Below are 18,344 nucleotides of genomic sequence, written 5' to 3'. Positions count from 1 at the left end.
GAGCCACACCATGAACAAACTCATCAACACCGCCGAGCTTAAGCCTGCCGTCACCACGGGCCCCCTGCCCGCGTCGCGCAAGATCTTTGTCACGCCGGATGAAGCGCCCGATGTGCGCGTGCCGCTGCGCGAGATCATTCTGAGCGAAGGCGCCGGCGAACCGAACCTGCCGGTGTATGACACCTCGGGCCCCTACACCGATCCGGCCGTTACCATCGACGTCAATGCCGGGTTGAAGCGCGCGCGCATCGAATGGGTGAAGGAGCGCGGCGGCGTCGAGGAATATCAGGGACGCGAGATCAAGCCGGAAGACAACGGCAATGTCGGCGCCTCGCATGCCGCAAAGGCGTTCACCGCCTATCACAGGCCGCTGCGCGGCCTCGACGGCCACATGATTACGCAGCTCGAATTTGCGCGTGCCGGCATCATCACCAAGGAGATGATCTACGTCGCCACTCGCGAGAACCTCGGCCGCAAGGTCCAGCTCGAGCGCGCCGAAGCTGCATTGGCCGATGGCGAAAGCTTTGGCGCATCGGTGCCGGCGTTCGTCACGCCGGAATTCGTGCGCAGCGAAATCGCGCGCGGCCGCGCCATCATTCCCTGCAACATCAACCACGGCGAACTCGAGCCGATGATCATCGGCCGCAATTTCCTCACCAAGATCAACGCCAATATCGGCAACTCCGCGGTAACATCGTCGGTGGAGGAAGAAGTCGACAAGATGGTGTGGGCGATCCGCTGGGGCGCCGACACCGTGATGGACCTCTCCACCGGACGCAACATCCACACCACCCGCGAATGGATCCTGCGCAACGCGCCGATCCCGATCGGCACCGTTCCCATTTATCAGGCGCTGGAGAAATGCGACGGCGATCCCGTGAAGCTGACATGGGAGCTCTACAAGGACACGCTGATCGAGCAGTGCGAACAGGGCGTCGACTATTTCACCATCCACGCCGGCGTGCGGCTGCCCTATATCCACCTCACCGCCAACCGCGTCACCGGCATCGTCTCGCGCGGCGGCTCGATCATGGCGAAGTGGTGCTTGGCGCATCACAAGGAGAGTTTTCTCTACACGCACTTCGACGAGATCTGCGATTTGATGCGCAAGTATGACGTGTCGTTTTCATTGGGAGATGGCCTGCGTCCCGGCTCGATCGCGGATGCCAACGACCGCGCACAATTCGCCGAACTGGAGACACTCGGCGAACTCACGCAGATCGCATGGAAGAAGGGCTGCCAGGTGATGATCGAAGGCCCCGGCCACGTACCGATGCACAAGATCAAGATCAACATGGACAAGCAGCTCAAAGAGTGTGGCGAGGCGCCGTTCTACACGCTGGGGCCGCTGACCACCGACATCGCGCCGGGCTACGACCACATCACCTCAGGCATTGGCGCTGCGATGATCGGCTGGTTCGGCTGCGCGATGCTTTGCTATGTGACGCCGAAGGAGCATCTCGGCCTGCCCAATCGCGACGACGTCAAGGTCGGCGTCATCACCTACAAGATCGCGGCGCACGCATCCGATCTCGGCAAAGGCCATCCGGCAGCGCAACTGCGCGACGACGCATTGTCCCGCGCCCGCTTCGACTTCCGCTGGGAGGACCAGTTCAACCTCGGGCTCGATCCGGAAACCGCGCGCAGCTTCCACGACGAGACGCTGCCGAAGGAAGCCCACAAGGTCGCGCATTTCTGCTCGATGTGCGGCCCAAAGTTCTGCTCGATGAAGATCACCCAGGACGTCCGCGACTACGCGGCGACGCTGAACGATCCGACGGCGGTGGGGATGAGCATGAGCGGGACGATCGAGGATGGCATGGCGCAGATGAGCGCCAAGTTCAAGGAGATGGGCGGACAGGTGTATCTGGATGCGGAGAAGGTGAAGGAGAGTAATCGGGTGTTGTAAGCCCTACCTTCTCATCGTCATGCCCGGAGCTTGACCCGGGCATGCATCGGAAATGCAAATGGCCGGGCGAAAGCCCGGCCTTTTTGATCTGGCGGTCAAATCGCCGTTTGTTAGCCTGATCCTCTTCTCCACACTTCCTCATGCGGCCACATTCACAGTCAGAAAAACTGACGGAATTGATCGACTACCAATCCCGTATAGGATTTGATCCCTTGAACGTAGGTTTCCACTCGTTCAAATCCTTCCGGCGTCTCAACAGCCAAGATGGCTTGACCGTCAAACCGCCCGCTGACCGAAGCGATTGGGCGATTTGTCTTGTGCTCTAAAAGCACGACGTCGGCCTCGAGTGGCCCTGCCCAGACTATTGTATCGGGGGGCACGTTAGCCGCCGCGTCCTCATCGGAGTAAAATTCGACTTGAACCGAATGAGAGATGTCTGTTGGTGCAATCAAAACTACGGGAGGGATCCGATGCTTGTCGGTGTTACTAAGTCTCTGCAGATGAATGAGGGCGTCAAGATCGGGCGTGCCTTTTCCTGCGGAACCGTCACGTTGAAAGGGCTGTATCAATTCAATCAGGGCCGCCGCTTTTTCTGGCAACTGATCAATGTTAGCGCGCCCGCGTCGCTCGAACTCCGTTCGTACTCCAAAAATCGGGAACGCAATTTTGGACGGCTGTTCTGGTGGATCGCGACGGAGTCGCGCGAGAGCGAAGGCAAGATTGTCAAGCGAGCTTCGTAGGTTGTGTATGCATTCTCCGAGTAGAAGGCCCCAATCGTCGATTGCTGGAGGGTTCATGAAGTCTTCGAGTATGAGACGGTAACCTAGCCTAGATTCTCGCAACTAGCATCGTCCACCAATGGGGTTCTTGGAAGCCCAAGCAGATATGGAATTAGTGAGCGCCCTGCTTGCATGTCTGCACGCGCTAACTTCAAATCAACTGAACGAATGAAGGCGCGCATCTCACACTAATCCCTACTAGCGACGAAGCCACGGCGGGTTGGCTTTCGGCCAATCTACCCCACCCGGCGCCCACTTCCCAATTCACCCGCCCATAAAAATTGCTCGCATTCCCCCGGCCCCTGGCCACGTCCGGATTGGTGTTGACGAGCTCGTCGGGGTTAAGCTGGTAGGATGGGTTGAGCCTTTGCGAAACCCATCGCATATCGCAATTGTCGCGATGGGTTTCGCTTCGCTCAACCCATCCTACAGATTTGATGAAAAAGGGAGCATGCCGATTGGAAAAACTCCCTGACCAGCTTCAGCCTCAGCTGCGACTGGTCTTCGTCGGCACCGCAGCCGGACAGCGCTCTGCCGACTTGGGCCACTACTACGCGGGTCCAGGCAATCGCTTCTGGCGTACGATCCACGAGGTCGGCATCACGGCGCGCCGATACGAGCCGCATGAATTTTCCGCGCTGTTGAAACTCGGCATCGGCTTCACCGATCTTTGCAAGCTCGGCGCCGGCATGGACCATCAGGCCCTTGCCTTCCCGGTCGATATTGCAGGCTTCCGGGACAAGATGCGGCGCTATCGCCCGCAGACCATCGCCTTCACCAGCAAGAAAGCCGCGAGCCTGTTCTATGGCCGGCCGACTAAGGCGGTTGTGATGGGCCGGCAGCCGCCTCTGGATGATTTCCCAGCGATCTTCGTGCTAGCCTCGCCATCCGGTGCCGCCTCGGGCCACTGGTCGGTGCAGCCATGGCGGGAGTTGGCGGATTCGATTCATGCGCAGAGTTAGCGCCGCGTAATCCGCCAACCTAGTTGGTGATGACGTTTACCTTTGCGTAACCCGATCTACGCTTGCGGTTCTTGGAGTGGCTGCGCGTCTCGACCATGTGGCCGCCCATCCTTCGAGACGCATCGTTTTGCGATGCTCCCGTGGTGTTCAATGGCGGCTTAGCGCTCTCTCTGGTGTCTCGGGACGAGACGTTCGACGCTCGGACAGCCGAGCGACTGTGTCAGCAACTGGGACGAAGTGGTTCCGGTCTGCTCTTTCCGCCTCGGGATGGCGTGCCATTTGCGCCAGTATTGCGCGCGCACCGTCTACGACAAGAAGCCATCCGCCGGCCAGAATGACAGTGTCCTTGAGCACAAGGCGGCCAGCACCGGAGAGATAGGGGAAGCCGTGTTGTGCGTCGCCGAGAGCCGACACCCAAGCTTCCGGCGTCGTCACGAGGAAGGAGAGGGTGACGAATGGTGTGAGGAACGCCAAGACTGCTCCAGCAGGTCCCAAGCGCACCGACACAAGGCCAGCCAACACCAGGGATCCGATGATCAACTCAACAGTCCCGAGTCCGTATGAGAACGCGTAGGTGTTGTTTGCAGTCTCCCAGGCACGGTCAGCAGGCTTAAGCTCGCCTTCACGGGTAAGGTGGGCCTTGTAGCCCTCTGGATGCTTGTAGAAGAAGGACATCACGGGACTGTTGGCCACGAACGGCGTTATGCTGTCGGCTTCATAAGGCACGAACTTCAGCGCACCGATCCACAAGAAAACAATCGCGATGGAAATTCGGAGGGCAGCAACGCCGACCCGCTGGGAAACCGGATTGGCGATCATACCGAGTATGCGAAGGATATTTGCGGTCATTGGAGGGTCTCCTCGGGACGGTGCTCTAAGCGTTTTGACGCCGCGTCAAACGCGTCGAGAGTGCGCGTGGAATACACGAGGGCCGCGCCGGCGTTGACGCTGACTGCTACGGCCAGGGCTTCTGCAATCTCTTCTTTCGTGGCGCCTGTTTTGCGGGCCGCTTCGGTATGGACGGTGATGCAGCCATCGCAGCGCAGGCTGACGGCAGCCGCCAAGGCGATGAGCTCATGGGTCTTGGGATTTAGATGGCCGGTCTTCTGCGCGGCGCCACCGTGCGTGATATACCCCTTCACCGTGTCAGGGGAGAGCTTGCCAAGGTCTCCGACGGTGGCGACAAGCTGTTGGCGATAGGCATTCCAGTCGAGCATTCTCATGAAAACCTCCTTGATGATGATGGACTGAAGATGGCTCTGGGACGGTCGAGCTGACATGCTCTCGCGGCGCAAAGCACTGGCCGTCCGGATCACCAGCGGGAGGACTGCCGGGCCATGACTGAACCAGCCTCGCATGATGCCCTCAGCGGTGTCGCAGCCCTGCTGCGGGTGCGACCCGAACTCGAGGACTTCTGCCGCTTTTCCTCGCACTGGGCCACGTCCCACGAGGCCGAGCCACCCGGCTGGGCCTACTTCCACATTGTCACCAAGGGAAGCTGTCTCCTGGAGCGGCGCGATGGACCGCGGCTGCGCCTCGACGCGGGGGATCTTCTGCTGCTTCCCCATGGCGACGCCCACATCCTGCGGTCCAGGGATGCACGAGGCGGATCGTATGGCCCGCCCGTCACCGTCGCGTACAACAATGCCATTCGGATCAAGGCCAACACGGACCAGCCCGCGACCGAGCTGATCTGCGGCCGCCTCCGGTTCGAGGCAGCGCCGGACAATCTGGTGATTGCGGCGCTCCCGGACACCATCGTCCTCAAGCTTGGCGGTAAAGGTGTGCTGCAGCAGATGCGTTCTCTGGTGCTGGCGATCCGCGACGAGCTGGATGGCGATCGGCAAGGTGCCGCCGCCATCGCCGCCGACCTGGCGAGAGCCTTGTTGGTGATGATGCTGCGGCTTCACTTCGAGGAGGCGGCAGCCGCGGATGGTCTCATGAGGCTTCTTGCATCGCGGCCCACCGCACGACCGGTGCAGGCAATGCTCCGCGACCCGGCACGCGACTGGACGCTCGATGAGTTGGCGAATGAGGCCCACGTCTCCCGGGCGACGCTGGTTCGTGCCTTTCGCCAGGCAGTGGGCATGGCCCCGCTGGCGTTCCTGGCCGAGCTCCGGCTGTCACTGGCGCGCCGAAAGCTCGCCCGAACCGGTGCCAAGCTGGCTCAAGTGGCTTCCGAGGTCGGCTACAGGTCGGAGAGCGCCTTCGCGCGGGCGTTCGTCCGACGCTTCGGGATCACGCCAGGCGAAGCCCGCAACATCGATCAAGCGCCATCGTGAGGCCCAGCCGCGACAAAACAACCCGACGGGCAAATCACCAAAAACCTGTCCAGCCCTGCGTGCAAAAATATTCCGCTTAACCCGTCGGGCAAATCAATGCTTTAGCTCCGCGTGTCTCACCCGATGAGAGGGGCGGGTCGCGATCGTCACGAACGCGCGGTGAGATGCGGTGGACGAGATGGCGGCGAGCGACGAACGCTGCTGTCGCGGACGGCGAAGTCGTGTGGTCCTGGCGCCCGACGCTGGCGCCAAGTTCTTGAGAAACAAGTTTCTCAGGGATGACGGTGGCAATAGAGCCCGGCTCACCGGGGAGAGCACGAAGTAAGCCGTAAACCACTGCGCAGGGAAAGCCGGATGCCTCCGCTGAACCTGTATGCTCGTGTGCGTTTTTCTGTTGTGCATCTTTGCACACGAGACCGCGGGTGCAGCGCGCACCCGGCTTTCCCTGCGCCCTCTCGTTCTTCAGAGGGTGGCAACCGACGCACAGCTCGGGCGCATCGCGCCGCGGGAATGCCGACGCACGTCCTGACGCTGTTTGACAACTGAATCTGAAAGCTCACTCCAAGTCGTCCCTGCGATGCAGGGACCCATACCGCGTTGTGCCCTCGAAGTAGCAAGCGTAGCCCGGATGCGCGAAGCGATATCCGGGGCTGACCACGGACTCTGTACCCTATTGCTCCTGCATATCGCTTCGCTCATGCGGGCTACAGGCTGGCTGAAACTCACCCTACGTCGTCCCTGCGAACGCAGGGACCCATAATCCCGGTCACCTATGGTGACGATGCGCCGGTTCAACAAGCCTTCAACACCATCCGCGATATCGACGGCACGGCGTATAGGTCCCTGCGTTCGCAGGGACGACGGCAGCGACGTACCCCGCGCCCTACTTCAACGTAATCGCCAGTCCGCTCAGGTCCAGATTGGCCATCAGCCCGACCTGCCGGCCGGACAGTTCCAGCACCGCGCCCTTCTGGTTGGTCAGCACGATGGCGCGCGCGCCGCCGCCGACCGCAAGCCCGGCGCCCGCCGCGCCATAGACACCGGCCACATCCGACGGCCGGTTGATGTTGCTGACCCGGCCGCGCAGCACCGTCTTCGATCCGCCGAACACCAGGCCGTAGTCCAGTCCGCCGGCGGACAGCGCGTAGCTGCGCCCGCGAAAATTCAAGACGCCACCTCCGCCGGAGCCGCCGATCACCCATCCCGCCTTGTAAATCGTGAGCGACACGGTGCCGCTGTCGGCACGGGCGGCGGAGGACAGCGAGGCGCCGGCGAAAGCCGTCAGCGCGACCAGCGCAACGCGAATGGCGGATGACATTTTCATTGGTACGGTTTCCTGGGGTGTTGTGAGCGGCGGGATCGTGTGAGCAGGCGTCGCGAAGCAGATCGAATCGCGCTTTACCGAGTGTAGCCTATGGTTCGGACAGGCAAAATGTATTCGCACTCCACGCTGATCGCCCGAACTTTCGCCTCGCATGGCGTCGGAATGCGTTGGAGGTCCGTCATCCGCCGTCGCTGATTGCCGTTATTCGCTGCGGCGGCGGGTTGCGGCTTCCGCCTCCGCTCATGGAGCCACGGCGGACCGGTCGGCTAATTCCCCTCCAAGCCATCTTCACGGGCAACGCGCCTCTGCGCTACACTCCCGTATCACACAAGAGGTGACCCATGGCCCCCATCAAGCACTTCGCCGCGCCGGCCGGAATGACGACGCCGCCGCTCTCGTTCGCGACGCGGACCGGAAATTTGCTGTTCGTCTCGGGCATTCCCGGCTTTGACGCCGACGGCACCATTCCGGACGGCTTCGAGGCGCAATTCGGGTTTGTCGTTCGCAACATCAAGCGCGTTCTCGATGAAGCGGGCGCGAGCTTTCGCGATCTGGTCAAGGTCAACGTGCTGCTGACGCGCGCATCCGACGTCGCGCCGATGAACGCGTTGTATGCTTCCGCCTTCGGGCCGCCGCCTTACCCCGCCCGCACGACCTGCGTCGTCCATGCGCTTCCCAACCCCGCGATGCTGATCGAGATCGAATGCGTCGCGTCTCTTGAAGGGCGCTGATTTGCTGGCGCGCAGGGCGGATCAGCGAACCGCAATCCGCCCTACGAAAATAAAAGCAGAGGAAACATCATGCCCAGGCTTCTCGAATCCCACATCGCGGTTGTCACCGGTTCAGGCTCGGGCATCGGCCGCGCGATTGCGCTCGGCTATGCCCGCGAGGGCGCGCGCCTTGTGCTGCTCGACATCAACGAGAAGGCCGCCGCCGAGGCGGCGCGGGAGATTGGCGATGCAGGCGGCAAGGCGGAAAGCTTCGCGCTCGATGTGACCAGGCGCGAGGACTGCGTCGCCGTCGCCAAGCAAGTTGCCGACAAGGTCGGGCCGGTGTCGATCCTGGTCAACAATGCCGGCATCGCTCGCCGCAACGGGATGACCGGCGCAGCGGAAGCCGTGATCAAGGATTGGGAAGACGTCATCGCGATCAACCTCACCGGCGTCTTCAACGTGACGCATGCGTTTCTCGCGACGCTGCGCGCCGCCAGGGGGCGCATTGTCAATATTGGATCGATCCAGTCGTTCGTGCATGTGCGCACGCCGAGTTCGCCGGCTTACACCGCCGCAAAACACGGCGTGCTCGGCTTTACGCGCGCGCTTGCGGCCGAACTCGGCAAGGACGGCGTGCGCGTCAACGCCATCGGCCCGGGCTTTATCGAAACGCCGCTGAATGCGGCGGCGCGTGCCAACAATCCGGAACTGGCGAAGACCTTTGTCGCTCACACGCCGCTCGGCCGCGCCGGCACGGCAGAGGACATTGTCGGCCCCGCAATATTTTTGGCCTCCGATCTCTCCAGCTTCGTCACCGGATCGATCGTGATGGCGGATGGCGGGTATCGGACGATCTAAGGCGCTGCTCAGCGACCACTGCAAAACGCCGTCGCCTTCGGAGCAGCGCCTGCGCACAGGCCATGACCCTCACGCGTGCACGTTCGCCGCGTTAAGAATTTGTTATCCGTTAAGGATTTGTTAACCGACTCCGCCCAGGGTCCCGCCCGCTGGGGGTGTTCGTTCTCGATGTTTCCGCTCCACGATTCGAGCGGGCGTTGATCGGGAGGTGTAAATGACCCATGAGTTTGCTATCGCCGCGCCGGAATTGCCGGCGCCTTCGCTGACCCCGAATGAAGTCGTGCCGTATCTGATCGGAGCCACGGTCGGTGAGATCGAGCGGGAACTGGTGCTGCAAACGCTTGCGCGTTGCAACGGAAACCGGACCCGCGCCGCGCGCGTGCTCGGGGTATCCGTGCGCACGCTGCGCAACAAAATCCGGCAATATTCGGCGGACGGAATCGACGTGCCCGCGCATGGTGAATAGGCTGGCGCCAGCCGCTCACCCGAACCTGAGCTTCGACCTCTCTTTGGCCTTCTCGGCTTCAGTTTCGCGGTCGCGCGCCGGTGCATGGGTATGCAGCGAGGTCAGCAGCCGGCGGGCTGCCGCCGAGACTTCCGCGACCGCGCGGTCGAACGCCTCGGCGTTGGCCTGCGACGGCTTGTTGAAGCCGGATAGCTTTCTCACGAATTGCAGCGCGGAGGCGTGGATTTCGTCCTCGGAGGCCGGCGGTTCGAAATTAAACAGCGTCTTGATGTTGCGGCACATTTTTCCTTCTCCTGTTTTCCACCGGATGCCGGGATTTCCACCATGTTCCAGACCAAGGACGATCCATCGAAAGCGAGGCCTACATCGCGACGCATTTTGGCATAGAATAGGCGCGCCGGTCAGCCCGTTGCGGCCAGGTTCCGGAAAGCCAGCGAGTACGCCATGTCCCACGTCACCTACAAAATCGTTCAGCATGACGACGGCTGGGCCTACACCGTCGATGGCGTGTTTTCGGAAGCTTTCGCGACCCACGCCGCAGCGCTGGCCGCCGCCAAGCGCGTCGCCGCCGAGCAGCGTGTCCCCGGCCGCACCGAGGCGATCGAATATGAGACGGCCGACGGCAAATGGCACACCGAGACTGCCGCCGGCGGTGACCGTCCCGAGACCGACGTCGAGGACACGCCGTAATATTCACCTCGTGCAGCTGATCTTCTTCGTGCCGGGTATCGACGAGACGTTGCGTGTCGGCGGCAAAGGCAAACTGTCGGCGGATCCGGAATTGCTGGCGTCAACGGAGGAATTCGGCAGGCCGCCGCGCGCGGTGCTGAGCATCGCTGTGCACAAAGCTTACTTCCATTGCGGCAAGGCGCTGATGCGCTCGCGTCTGTGGTCACCGGATGTGCGTGTCGATCGCGCGGTACTTCCGAGCATCAGCCAGATGATTCACGACCAGACAAAGCTCGGCGAGCCGGAAACCCAAGCCGTGGTCGAGGCGCGCTACAAAACACAGCTGTAAGGGAATGCGCCACCCTGCGAGGTGCAGGACGGCCCATGTCTCAGTGTTCGCTTCTCAGTGTTCGCTTCTCAGTGTTCGCTTCTCAGTGTTCGCTCTCGAGCCCACCCACATGCTTCTGCGTGTAAAGCTCGAGCCCGATCCGGTTGATCACGTCGAGCTGGGTTTCGAGGAAGTCGATATGATGCTCCTCGTCCTTCATCAGGCTCTCGAACAGATCGCGCGAGACGTAGTCCTTGACGCTGTGGCAGTGGGTCGCCGCCTCCTGGTAAAGGTCGCGAGCGGTCACCTCAGTGGCAAGATCGCACTCGATGATCTCCTTGACGTTCTGGCCGATCCGCAGGGGATCGAGCACCTGCATGTTGGGAAACCCTTCGAGGAAAAGGATGCGGTCGGTGAAGCGGTCGGCGTGGTGCATCTCCTCGATGGATTCCTTGCGCCACTGCTTGGCCAGTTCGAGCAAACCCCAGTTGTTCAGCACTCGAAAATGCAGCCAATACTGGTTGATAGCGGTGAGCTCGCTGCGCAGACCCTTGTTGAGATATTCGATGACCTTTGCGTCGCCCTGCATCATCCACTCCGCTGCTTGAGGCCAACAAGGAGGCCCCGTCTTTTGGATTAGAACGCTTCTAAGTCAGATTGCGAGCGCGAGCAACCCTGCAGGCAGAACCGTGGAGGCAAAACGCTCAAGGCTCGAGCTTTCGGATTTTGAGTTTTGTATTTTCAGGAGGCAGCGAGCGCGAATTCGCCATCAAGGGGCTGATCCGTCCCGGTCCGGCTATGCGGGCACCCCGAACAGCAGGCTTTGGCGCAGGCGCCGAGTGCTTCGTCAATGATGGTCTTGATGGTGCGTGCACAGCGTCCGCATTCCGCGCTGCAACCGAGGCAGCCATAGATCTGCTTGGCATTTCGCGCAAGCTCTTCCGAGGCGTTGACGGCGCTGCGGACATCGCGGTCGGTCAAGACGTTGCAGGAACAAACAATCATGAAAGCGAACGCGCCCTTCGGTGATGCAAGGCCATCGATATGCATTGACGCGATGCGATGCAAAAGGAAAAATCGTCTTTTCAAGTGATTCCAAAGTGATCCCTCGCGCAGACTAGAACGAATCCAAAAAGCTCTGTTTGCGTTCGATCAAATGCTTGTTCCTGGTCCGCGAATGCAGATGGCCAATCGCCTCCGCCACCGCCTTGGCCAGTTCCCCCGCCGGCGCCTCCAACTCCACCTGAATCGCTGGAATTGCCCGAACCCCGGGATTGTCGCCGCGCCGGCCGAAAAGTTCCCGCCATCATCGCCGAGATAGCCGGCGCCGTCGGGCCCAGAACCGCGGCCAGCCGACCCGCGATTTGCGCGGCGGTTCCGTCGTCAGCAGGCAGTGCCGCCGACCGCGTTCCGCATGCCGTCATTGGCGCCCATCGTCGCCTCTCGGCTCAATTCGCGCCGTGGCGCACGATTGTGCACCGCACAAAATGTCCACATTGGTGTTCCCGTTCATTGATCATTCAAGTGAGATGTGGAACTTTCGCCCCCAACAGACGGTTTTCGCCGTCCTTGCGTGACAAGAAAGGTGACGCCATGAAGAAGACCCTGATGGCACTCGCTGCTGTCGCCACCCTGGCTGTTTCGTCTCTGGCGGTGCCGCAGACCGCCGAAGCCCGCAACGGCCGTGTTGCCGCCGGCGTCGCGGCTGGACTGATCGGTGGCGCCATCATCGGCGGCGCGCTTGCCGCCCCCGGCTACGGTTATGGCCGCGGCTACTACGGACCCGGCTACGGTTACTATGGCGGCGGTCCGGCCTATGTCGCTGATGACTACTATGGCAGCTGCGTCTGGCAGCGGCAGCGATTCTGGGACGGCTATGGCTGGCGAGTTCGCCGCGTGCGAGTTTGCGGCTGATCCGTTCATCTTCCTGACAAACAGGCCTGGCGTCCCCGGAAATAGCTGATTTTCGGGGACGTTTTTTGCTCTTGGCCCGAAAAAACCGTTTTTTCAGCCCATCAGCCAGAGAATGTTTACTTTGGATTGACTGTTGTGCGCTTCTTTGGCGAGAGGGTCAGCTTCGAGCACGGCGTGAGAGTCATCCTAAACCCGGCGCTGAGTGAAGGCGCCATCTCCAGGAGAGCCCAAAACATGAAGAAGACAATTGCTGCCTTTGTCGCGGTCGCAACCGTCGCCGGTTCGCTCGCCGCGACGCCCGCAAGCGCACAGCGCGGCGTCGCCGCAGGCTTGGCGGCCGGACTGATTGGCGGCGCGATCGTCGGCGGAGCGATCGCCTCCAGCCGTCCGGCCTATGCCGCCCCCGCCCCCGTCTATGTGGACGAGTACCCGGCTTGCCGCATGGTCCGCGAGCGCTTCTGGGATGGCTACGGCTGGCGCTTCCGCCGCGTCGAGGTCTGCAACTGACCTGAACGGACCGGCGCGAAGTTCATCGCGCCTAGAGTGCACAACCCGGCCCACGCGGCCGGGTTTTTTTTAGCTCGGTGTTGCGGCGACGGAAGTGCGCCCTCCACTAAGGCGTGGCGCAACTCAGCCGGCCCAGACCGTCTCCTCCGTCCACCCCAGCTCTGCAAACTCCGTCGCGCGCAGCGGTGCCTCTCCTGCGGCGAAGAACTCGTCGAGCTGCGGCGGGGGGACTTCGGTAGCGCTCAACATCGCGTGCGCCTGACCCCGATGATGAATCTGATGTTGAAACAGGTGAAGCAGCAGCCGATCGATCCGCTCGCGTTGAATGTGATCACCACGGTGTATGTCAACGACACGATTGAGATCGGCCATGCCAAGGCGCTCGACCACAGCAATCAATCGCCGGTCCACCTCCGTCTGCGCATCCCGAAGCGTGATCGCAGTTTCGCAAGGCTCCTCGTCCGCCCAAGCTGCCGGCCCAAGTGTGCCGCCCTCCATTGCGTCCACGTAAAAGCGATCGATAATCAGGATGTGATTGAGCGTCGCCCGCAGGCTTGGAAAGAAACCGGTCCGCGGCGCCACGAAATCAGCCTGCGACAGCCGAAGACAGGCCGTAAGCAGACGATGGTTGGCCCAGCCGTTGTTGTAGGCCATGGCACGGTAAGGCAGGACAGCCTCCATCAGCACCTCCAAGCCCGGATCAGTCGGAGTTCGGTTCCAGCCGACTCTACCACGGTCGCGCAGCAGGAGTGAGCCTGGCATATCGGCAGCAATGATTACGCCATCTAGGGTGCCGCGCCGATCGAACGCAGCACCGCTTCGCTCGGCCAGCAATCCACCTTGAGCCCGGCCGATTTCTGATAGGCCCCGAGCGCCGCGCGCGTCTTCATCCCCGCCTTGCCATCCACCTTGTCGGCATACAGACCGATCCGGGTCAGGTGACGCTGCATGGCTTCGACATCGGCGGTGCGCAGCTGCTCCGATGCCGACCACGCCGTCGCGAACGGTTGCGGGCTCGACATGCGGTCGCTGAGGTGCCCGACGAACAGCACATACAGATCCGAAAAATTATATTCCTTGATGACGAAATAATTCCTGGTGGTCAGAAACGCCGGGCCATAGATACCCTCGGGCTGCAGCAGCGATGCCGGCTGCGCCTGTTCGGCCGCGCTGAGCTTTTGTCCGCGCACCGGCACGAAGCCCGCGCGCAGCCATTCGCTGATCGGTTTTGTCACTTCCGGTACGCCCATGGTGCAATCCACATTCGCCGGCGCGCGCACTTCATAGGCCCAGCGCACACCGCTCTGCCAGCCCTTGTTGACGAGCTGCTGCGCGGCGGAAGCGAGCGCGTCCGGCACCGAATGCCAGATGTCGCGGCGGCCGTCGCCGTCGAAGTCGACGCCATGCTTGTAGAGTTCGGACGGCAGGAATTGCGTGAGACCGGTGGCGCCGGCCCAGGACGCGCGCATGTCCTTGCGTGCCACCTCGCCGTCGCCAAGGAGCTTCAGCGCCAGGATGAATTCGGTGCGATACTGATCCTTGCGCCGGCCGACATAGGCCTGCGTCGCGAGCACGCGCAAGCCATCGTAGGGTAGCGTGTAGCGGCCGTAATCGGTTTCGCGGCCCCAGATCGCAAGCACGATGCTGCCGGGCACGCCGAACCGCGCTTCGATCGCGCTCAACGCGGCGCGATGCTTCTGCATCAGCCGCTGGCCCTCCGCCGCCAGCCGCGCGATGCTGGCTTCCTTCAAATAGTCGGCCGGCACCTGCACGAACTCCGCCTGCGACGGCGCGCCGGTGGCGGGGCGTCCCGGCAACATCAGATCGGGCAATTTGTAATCCGGCTCGAGGCCGCGGGTCCCGGCATCGAAAGTCGCGAGCGATACCCCGGCCGCCTGCGCCTCCGGCCACAGCGACGCGATGAACTGCGTGAAGGCGGCATCGGCGGCGCGGGCGGGGACAGATAAGCCCGACATTATCACGACGGCCGAAAGGGCGAGCGGGACACAATTCAGAGCGTGCACAAACTTCATATACTGCATTCGCGCCACTTGTAGCTAAGTGAGGATGTCAGCGACTAATGATCTGTGGCTAGAGATAAGCACGGCCGGGGGCGGCAAATTCATGAAGGAGGCTACAAGAACACCCTGATGCATTCCGCTCCCGCATCATCCAAATTGAATACTGAGATCGTCCCCCATATTCCCATTCTCACCGCGTCAGCTTCTTGTACTTCACGCGATGCGGGATGATGGAGTCCTGCCCCAGCCTGCGCATCTTGTCTTTTTCATAATCCTGGAAATTGCCTTCGAACCATTCGACATGGCTGTCCCCTTCGAAGGACAGGATGTGCGTGGCGATGCGGTCGAGGAACCAGCGGTCGTGGCTGATGATCACGGCGCAGCCGGCGAAATCCTCGAGCGCCTCTTCCAGAGCGCGCAGCGTGTCGACGTCGAGATCGTTGGTCGGCTCGTCGAGCAGCAGCACATTGGCGCCGGATTTCAGCATCTTCGCCAGATGGACGCGGTTGCGTTCGCCGCCTGACAGCGAGCCGACCTTCTTCTGCTGGTCGGCGCCCTTGAAATTGAACGACGAGCAATAGCCGCGTGAGTTGACCTCGCGCTTGCCGAGCAGGATCAGTTCGTTGCCGCCGGAGATTTCCTCCCACACGCTCTTCTTGCCGTCGAGACTGTCGCGGGACTGATCGACATAGCCGAGATGCACGCTCTCGCCGACAGTGATGCTGCCCTTGTCGGGTGTCTCCTGCTTGGTGATCATCCGGAACAGCGTGGTCTTGCCGGCGCCGTTGGCGCCGATCACGCCGACGATGCCGCCGGGCGGCAATTTGAAGGTGAGGTCGTCGATCAAAAGCCGGTCGCCAAACCCCTTGGTCAGACCTTCGAAATCGACCACGTTCTGACCGAGGCGCTCGGACACGGGAATCGTGATCTGCGCGGTCTGGGCCTGCTTCTCGCTGGCCTGCTTCAAGAGGTCTTCGTAGCGCTGATAGCGCGCCTTGGATTTGGCCTGACGCGCTTTCGGCGAGGCCGCGATCCATTCCTTCTCGCGCTCCAGCGTGCGCTGATGCGCGGCGTCCTCGCGGCCTTCCTGCGCGAGACGCTTCTGCTTCTGCGACAGCCAGGCGGTGTAATTGCCTTCGTAGGGAATTCCCCGGCCGCGATCGAGCTCCAGAATCCAGCCCGTCACGTTGTCGAGGAAATAGCGGTCATGGGTGACGATCAGAATGGCGCCGGGATATTGCCGCAGGTGGCCTTCCAGCCATGACACCGATTCAGCGTCGAGATGGTTGGTCGGTTCGTCCAGCAGCAGCAGGTCCGGCTGATCGAGCAGCAACCGGCACAGCGCGACGCGGCGGCGTTCGCCGCCGGAGAGTTTTGCAATGTCGGCATCGTCAGCCGGGCAGCGCAGCGCATCCATCGCCTGATCGACCTTGCTGTCCAGATCCCAAAGGCCCGCGGCCTCGATCTCGTCCTGCAATCTGGTCATCTCGTCGGCGGTCTCGTCGGAATAGTTGACCGCCAGTTCGTTGTAGCGATCGAGGATCGCCTTCTGCTTGGCGACACCCTGCATGACGTTCTCGCGCACGCTCTTTGTGGCGTCGAGCTGCGGCTCCTGTTCGAGGTAGCCGACCCGCGCGCCCTCGGCGACCCACGCCTCGCCGTTATATTCCTTGTCGATGCCGGCCATGATCCGCAGCAGCGTCGATTTGCCGGAGCCGTTGACGCCGAGCACGCCGATCTTGGCCTCCGGATAGAACGACAGATGGACGTTATCGAGCACCTTGCGGTTGCCGGGATAGGTCTTGGACAAACCCTGCATGAAATAGACGAACTGACGCGCCATCGCGATCCCTGTAAGCCGTTGGATTTATCGGAAATTTTGCTGCCGCTGATGTAGCGGCGCGGCCGCGAAAGGGCAACCGCGCCCCCGGCGTTTTCCAACTGTTCACCAGTATCAGGACGGATAGCGACAATTGAAACCTTCTTTTAATGACTCGGGCCCGAAACTCCCCGCCGGCGCCCCGAAAAGGCGCTCCGCGCGACAGAACTCGCCGGACAAGAAGACAGGACTGTCATGGCGACCATCACTTCAGGGTCACTTTCCTCCCGGGCGGATCGCCGCGACCGACGCTCCAAGCCTTTCGCTGGAATTCGCGCCTTCTGGCGCCAGTTCTTCGCCAGGGCATTCCACCCCTACCGGCCGGAACTTCATTATATGCGCGGGCCGGGTCCCGCCTGGCGCGCCAAGCACCTTGCATCCCGGCATCCGCATCCCGGTTGATCATCTTCGCGAATGCCCTCAGAGCTGCGGGCGGTTTTGGACCCGCGGGCGCTTGTTTAGGCCTGCGGGCGCTTGCGCGCCTAAGCGTTGCGCGCGACCATGGCGCTTTCCCGGACGGCGCGTTCCCGCGCCGTCACTATCGGCTTGAATGGGTGTCCCCATGACGCGGCTGCGCTGTGCAATTCTCGATGACTATCTCAATCTGGCTTTGCGGGTGGCGGACTGGTCGAAAATCAGCGACCGCGTCGATATCACCGTGTTCAACGAGCCGTTTGCGTCGCCTGCGGCCGCGGCCAGCGCGCTCAGCGATTTCGAGATCATCTGCGCGATGCGCGAGCGCACGCCGTTCCCAGCTGCCCTGTTTGCGGCCTTGCCCAAATTGAAGCTCCTGATCACCTCGGGCATGCGCAACGCCGCGCTCGATCTGGAAGCCGCGAAAGACCATCAGGTGGTGCTGTGCGGGACGCAATGGGGCCGCGACCCCACCGCGCCGCTGACCATCGGGCTGATCCTGGAACTGACCCGCAATATCGGCCGCGAAAACGCCCGCATGCACGCCGGCGAAGCTTTGCAGAAATTCGTCGGCATCGAGATAGAGGGCAAGACGCTCGGTGTGGTCGGTCTTGGCAAGCTCGGCAGCAAGGTTTCGGGGCTGGCGAAAGCGTTCGGCATGAACGTGATCGCGTGGAGCCCCAACTTGACGCCGGAACGATGCAAGGAGGTCGGCGTCGGCTATGCCACGAAGGAGGAATTATTCGCAACCGCCGACATCGTCACCATCCATGTGGTGCTGAGCCAACGCTCGCTCGGACTGGTCGGGCGCGAAGATCTGGCGCGCATGAAGCCGAGCGCCTACCTCGTCAACACCGCCCGCGCACCGATCGTCGACGAAACAGCACTGCTGGAAACCCTGCAGCAGAAGAAGATCGCAGGCGCCGCGGTCGACGTGTTCTCGGTCGAACCGCTGCCGGTCGATCATCCCTTCCGCAAGCTCGACAACATCGTGCTGACGCCGCATCTCGGCTACGTGACCGAGGAAGGTTTCCGCAACCACTATAGCCAGATGGTCGAAGGGATCGACGCGTGGTTCAAGGGCGAGCCGCTGCGCAGATTGGCTTAGCCGTCGCGCACCGTCATAACGCCCGCAGCCGTCATTGCGAGAAGCGCTAGCGACGAAGCAATCCAGTCTTGCTTCGCGGCCTTCTGGATTGCTTCACGGAGCTGTCATCGGGCGCGCATTCGCGCGACCCGCTGGCTCGCAATGACGCGAGAGCGAAACGAAAGGGGCGCACTACTGCGCGCGCCTCCTGGATGATGTGTGTTGTCTGGGC

The 18,344-nt window shown here is 62.0% G+C and carries 21 protein-coding genes and 1 pseudogene; 12 read left to right on the top strand and 10 right to left on the bottom strand.

What is annotated here, in order from left to right; all coding sequences use genetic code 11:
• Positions 1-10: 10 nt before the first annotated feature.
• Positions 11-1,909 carry a phosphomethylpyrimidine synthase ThiC gene (thiC, locus tag N554_RS0133035; RefSeq protein ID WP_029587348.1) on the top strand — a complete coding sequence of 633 codons (1,899 nt, stop codon included), beginning with the start codon at positions 11-13 and terminating at the stop codon, positions 1,907-1,909.
• 158 nt (positions 1,910-2,067) lie between these two features.
• Here the strand turns inward: thiC and N554_RS40660 are convergent, their stop codons facing one another.
• Positions 2,068-2,706, bottom strand: coding sequence for a hypothetical protein (locus N554_RS40660; RefSeq protein ID WP_156042243.1), 639 nt, complete (start codon positions 2,704-2,706; stop codon positions 2,068-2,070).
• Between the two features lie 440 nt (positions 2,707-3,146).
• On the opposite strand from N554_RS40660, the gene N554_RS0133020 reads away from it, so the two are divergent.
• Entirely contained in the window at positions 3,147-3,650 is a 504-nt protein-coding gene (locus N554_RS0133020; protein ID WP_029587345.1) for a mismatch-specific DNA-glycosylase, read from the top strand.
• A gap of 147 nt (positions 3,651-3,797) precedes the next feature.
• Here N554_RS0133020 and rclC read toward each other — a convergent pair whose 3' ends face one another.
• Both rclC and N554_RS36945 read right to left on the bottom strand, forming a co-directional pair.
• Complete coding sequence (gene rclC / locus N554_RS0133015) at positions 3,798-4,499, bottom strand: reactive chlorine resistance membrane protein RclC (RefSeq protein ID WP_081851543.1); 702 nt, start codon at positions 4,497-4,499, stop codon at positions 3,798-3,800.
• On the bottom strand, positions 4,496-4,873 hold the full coding sequence (locus N554_RS36945) for a carboxymuconolactone decarboxylase family protein (RefSeq protein WP_029587343.1): 378 nt from the start codon (positions 4,871-4,873) through the stop codon (positions 4,496-4,498). The genes rclC and N554_RS36945 overlap by 4 nt, the downstream gene beginning before the upstream one ends.
• 114 nt (positions 4,874-4,987) lie before the next feature.
• On the opposite strand from N554_RS36945, the gene N554_RS0133005 reads away from it, so the two are divergent.
• Positions 4,988-5,932 carry an AraC family transcriptional regulator gene (locus tag N554_RS0133005; protein WP_029587342.1) on the top strand — a complete coding sequence of 315 codons (945 nt, stop codon included), beginning with the start codon at positions 4,988-4,990 and terminating at the stop codon, positions 5,930-5,932.
• An 883-nt stretch (positions 5,933-6,815) separates the two neighbouring features.
• On the opposite strand, the gene N554_RS0133000 is transcribed toward N554_RS0133005, so the two are convergent.
• Positions 6,816-7,256, bottom strand: a complete 441-nt coding sequence (locus tag N554_RS0133000; protein WP_029587341.1) for a hypothetical protein — start codon at positions 7,254-7,256, stop codon at positions 6,816-6,818.
• A gap of 341 nt (positions 7,257-7,597) precedes the next feature.
• Between N554_RS0133000 and N554_RS0132995 the strand changes: the two genes are divergently transcribed.
• From N554_RS0132995 to N554_RS0132985, 3 genes are all read left to right on the top strand, one after another.
• Positions 7,598-7,987 carry a RidA family protein gene (locus N554_RS0132995; protein WP_029587340.1) on the top strand — a complete coding sequence of 130 codons (390 nt, stop codon included), beginning with the start codon at positions 7,598-7,600 and terminating at the stop codon, positions 7,985-7,987.
• Between the two features lie 69 nt (positions 7,988-8,056).
• Positions 8,057-8,827: an SDR family NAD(P)-dependent oxidoreductase gene (locus N554_RS0132990; RefSeq protein WP_029587339.1), complete on the top strand. Its 771-nt coding sequence runs from the start codon at positions 8,057-8,059 to the stop codon at positions 8,825-8,827.
• A gap of 214 nt (positions 8,828-9,041) precedes the next feature.
• Entirely contained in the window at positions 9,042-9,293 is a 252-nt protein-coding gene (locus N554_RS0132985; RefSeq protein ID WP_029587338.1) for a helix-turn-helix domain-containing protein, read from the top strand.
• A 15-nt stretch (positions 9,294-9,308) separates the two neighbouring features.
• On the opposite strand, the gene N554_RS0132980 is transcribed toward N554_RS0132985, so the two are convergent.
• Positions 9,309-9,575 carry a DUF2277 domain-containing protein gene (locus N554_RS0132980; protein ID WP_029587337.1) on the bottom strand — a complete coding sequence of 89 codons (267 nt, stop codon included), beginning with the start codon at positions 9,573-9,575 and terminating at the stop codon, positions 9,309-9,311.
• A 162-nt stretch (positions 9,576-9,737) separates the two neighbouring features.
• Between N554_RS0132980 and N554_RS0132975 the strand changes: the two genes are divergently transcribed.
• Both N554_RS0132975 and N554_RS0132970 read left to right on the top strand, forming a co-directional pair.
• On the top strand, positions 9,738-9,983 hold the full coding sequence (locus N554_RS0132975; RefSeq protein WP_029587336.1) for a DUF2188 domain-containing protein: 246 nt from the start codon (positions 9,738-9,740) through the stop codon (positions 9,981-9,983).
• 10 nt (positions 9,984-9,993) lie between these two features.
• Positions 9,994-10,311, top strand: a pseudogene (locus N554_RS0132970) (hypothetical protein); the annotation flags it as partial.
• Positions 10,312-10,393: 82 nt separating this feature from the next.
• On the opposite strand, the gene bfr reads toward N554_RS0132970, so the two are convergent.
• A complete protein-coding gene (gene bfr / locus N554_RS0132965; RefSeq protein WP_029587334.1) occupies positions 10,394-10,879 on the bottom strand; it encodes a bacterioferritin in 486 nt (161 codons plus the stop codon).
• A gap of 152 nt (positions 10,880-11,031) precedes the next feature.
• Positions 11,032-11,295: a (2Fe-2S)-binding protein gene (locus N554_RS0132960; protein WP_029587333.1), complete on the bottom strand. Its 264-nt coding sequence runs from the start codon at positions 11,293-11,295 to the stop codon at positions 11,032-11,034.
• Positions 11,296-11,883: 588 nt separating this feature from the next.
• Here N554_RS0132960 and N554_RS0132950 point away from each other — a divergent pair.
• Both N554_RS0132950 and N554_RS0132945 read left to right on the top strand, forming a co-directional pair.
• Positions 11,884-12,204: a hypothetical protein gene (locus tag N554_RS0132950; RefSeq protein WP_029587332.1), complete on the top strand. Its 321-nt coding sequence runs from the start codon at positions 11,884-11,886 to the stop codon at positions 12,202-12,204.
• Between the two features lie 234 nt (positions 12,205-12,438).
• Entirely contained in the window at positions 12,439-12,711 is a 273-nt protein-coding gene (locus tag N554_RS0132945; protein WP_029587331.1) for a hypothetical protein, read from the top strand.
• Positions 12,712-12,834: 123 nt separating this feature from the next.
• On the opposite strand, the gene N554_RS0132940 is transcribed toward N554_RS0132945, so the two are convergent.
• The 3 genes from N554_RS0132940 to ettA form a co-directional block, all read right to left on the bottom strand.
• Positions 12,835-13,392, bottom strand: coding sequence for a DinB family protein (locus N554_RS0132940; RefSeq protein WP_029587330.1), 558 nt, complete (start codon positions 13,390-13,392; stop codon positions 12,835-12,837).
• A gap of 104 nt (positions 13,393-13,496) precedes the next feature.
• Entirely contained in the window at positions 13,497-14,687 is a 1,191-nt protein-coding gene (locus N554_RS0132935) for a lytic murein transglycosylase (RefSeq protein WP_156042242.1), read from the bottom strand.
• A 235-nt stretch (positions 14,688-14,922) separates the two neighbouring features.
• Positions 14,923-16,575, bottom strand: a complete 1,653-nt coding sequence (ettA, locus tag N554_RS0132930) for an energy-dependent translational throttle protein EttA (RefSeq protein ID WP_029587328.1) — start codon at positions 16,573-16,575, stop codon at positions 14,923-14,925.
• 231 nt (positions 16,576-16,806) lie between these two features.
• On the opposite strand from ettA, the gene N554_RS42555 reads away from it, so the two are divergent.
• Entirely contained in the window at positions 16,807-17,013 is a 207-nt protein-coding gene (locus tag N554_RS42555; RefSeq protein WP_081851542.1) for a hypothetical protein, read from the top strand.
• A 160-nt stretch (positions 17,014-17,173) separates the two neighbouring features.
• Entirely contained in the window at positions 17,174-18,133 is a 960-nt protein-coding gene (locus N554_RS0132925) for a D-2-hydroxyacid dehydrogenase family protein (protein WP_029587327.1), read from the top strand.
• Positions 18,134-18,344 lie beyond the last annotated feature (211 nt).

It is taken from the genome of Bradyrhizobium sp. URHD0069 (assembly GCF_000701345.1).
Lineage (GTDB): Bacteria > Pseudomonadota > Alphaproteobacteria > Rhizobiales > Xanthobacteraceae > Bradyrhizobium.
The sequence above is the reverse complement of the archived record's forward strand: the minus strand, read 5'-3'. Positions and strand labels throughout refer to the sequence as shown.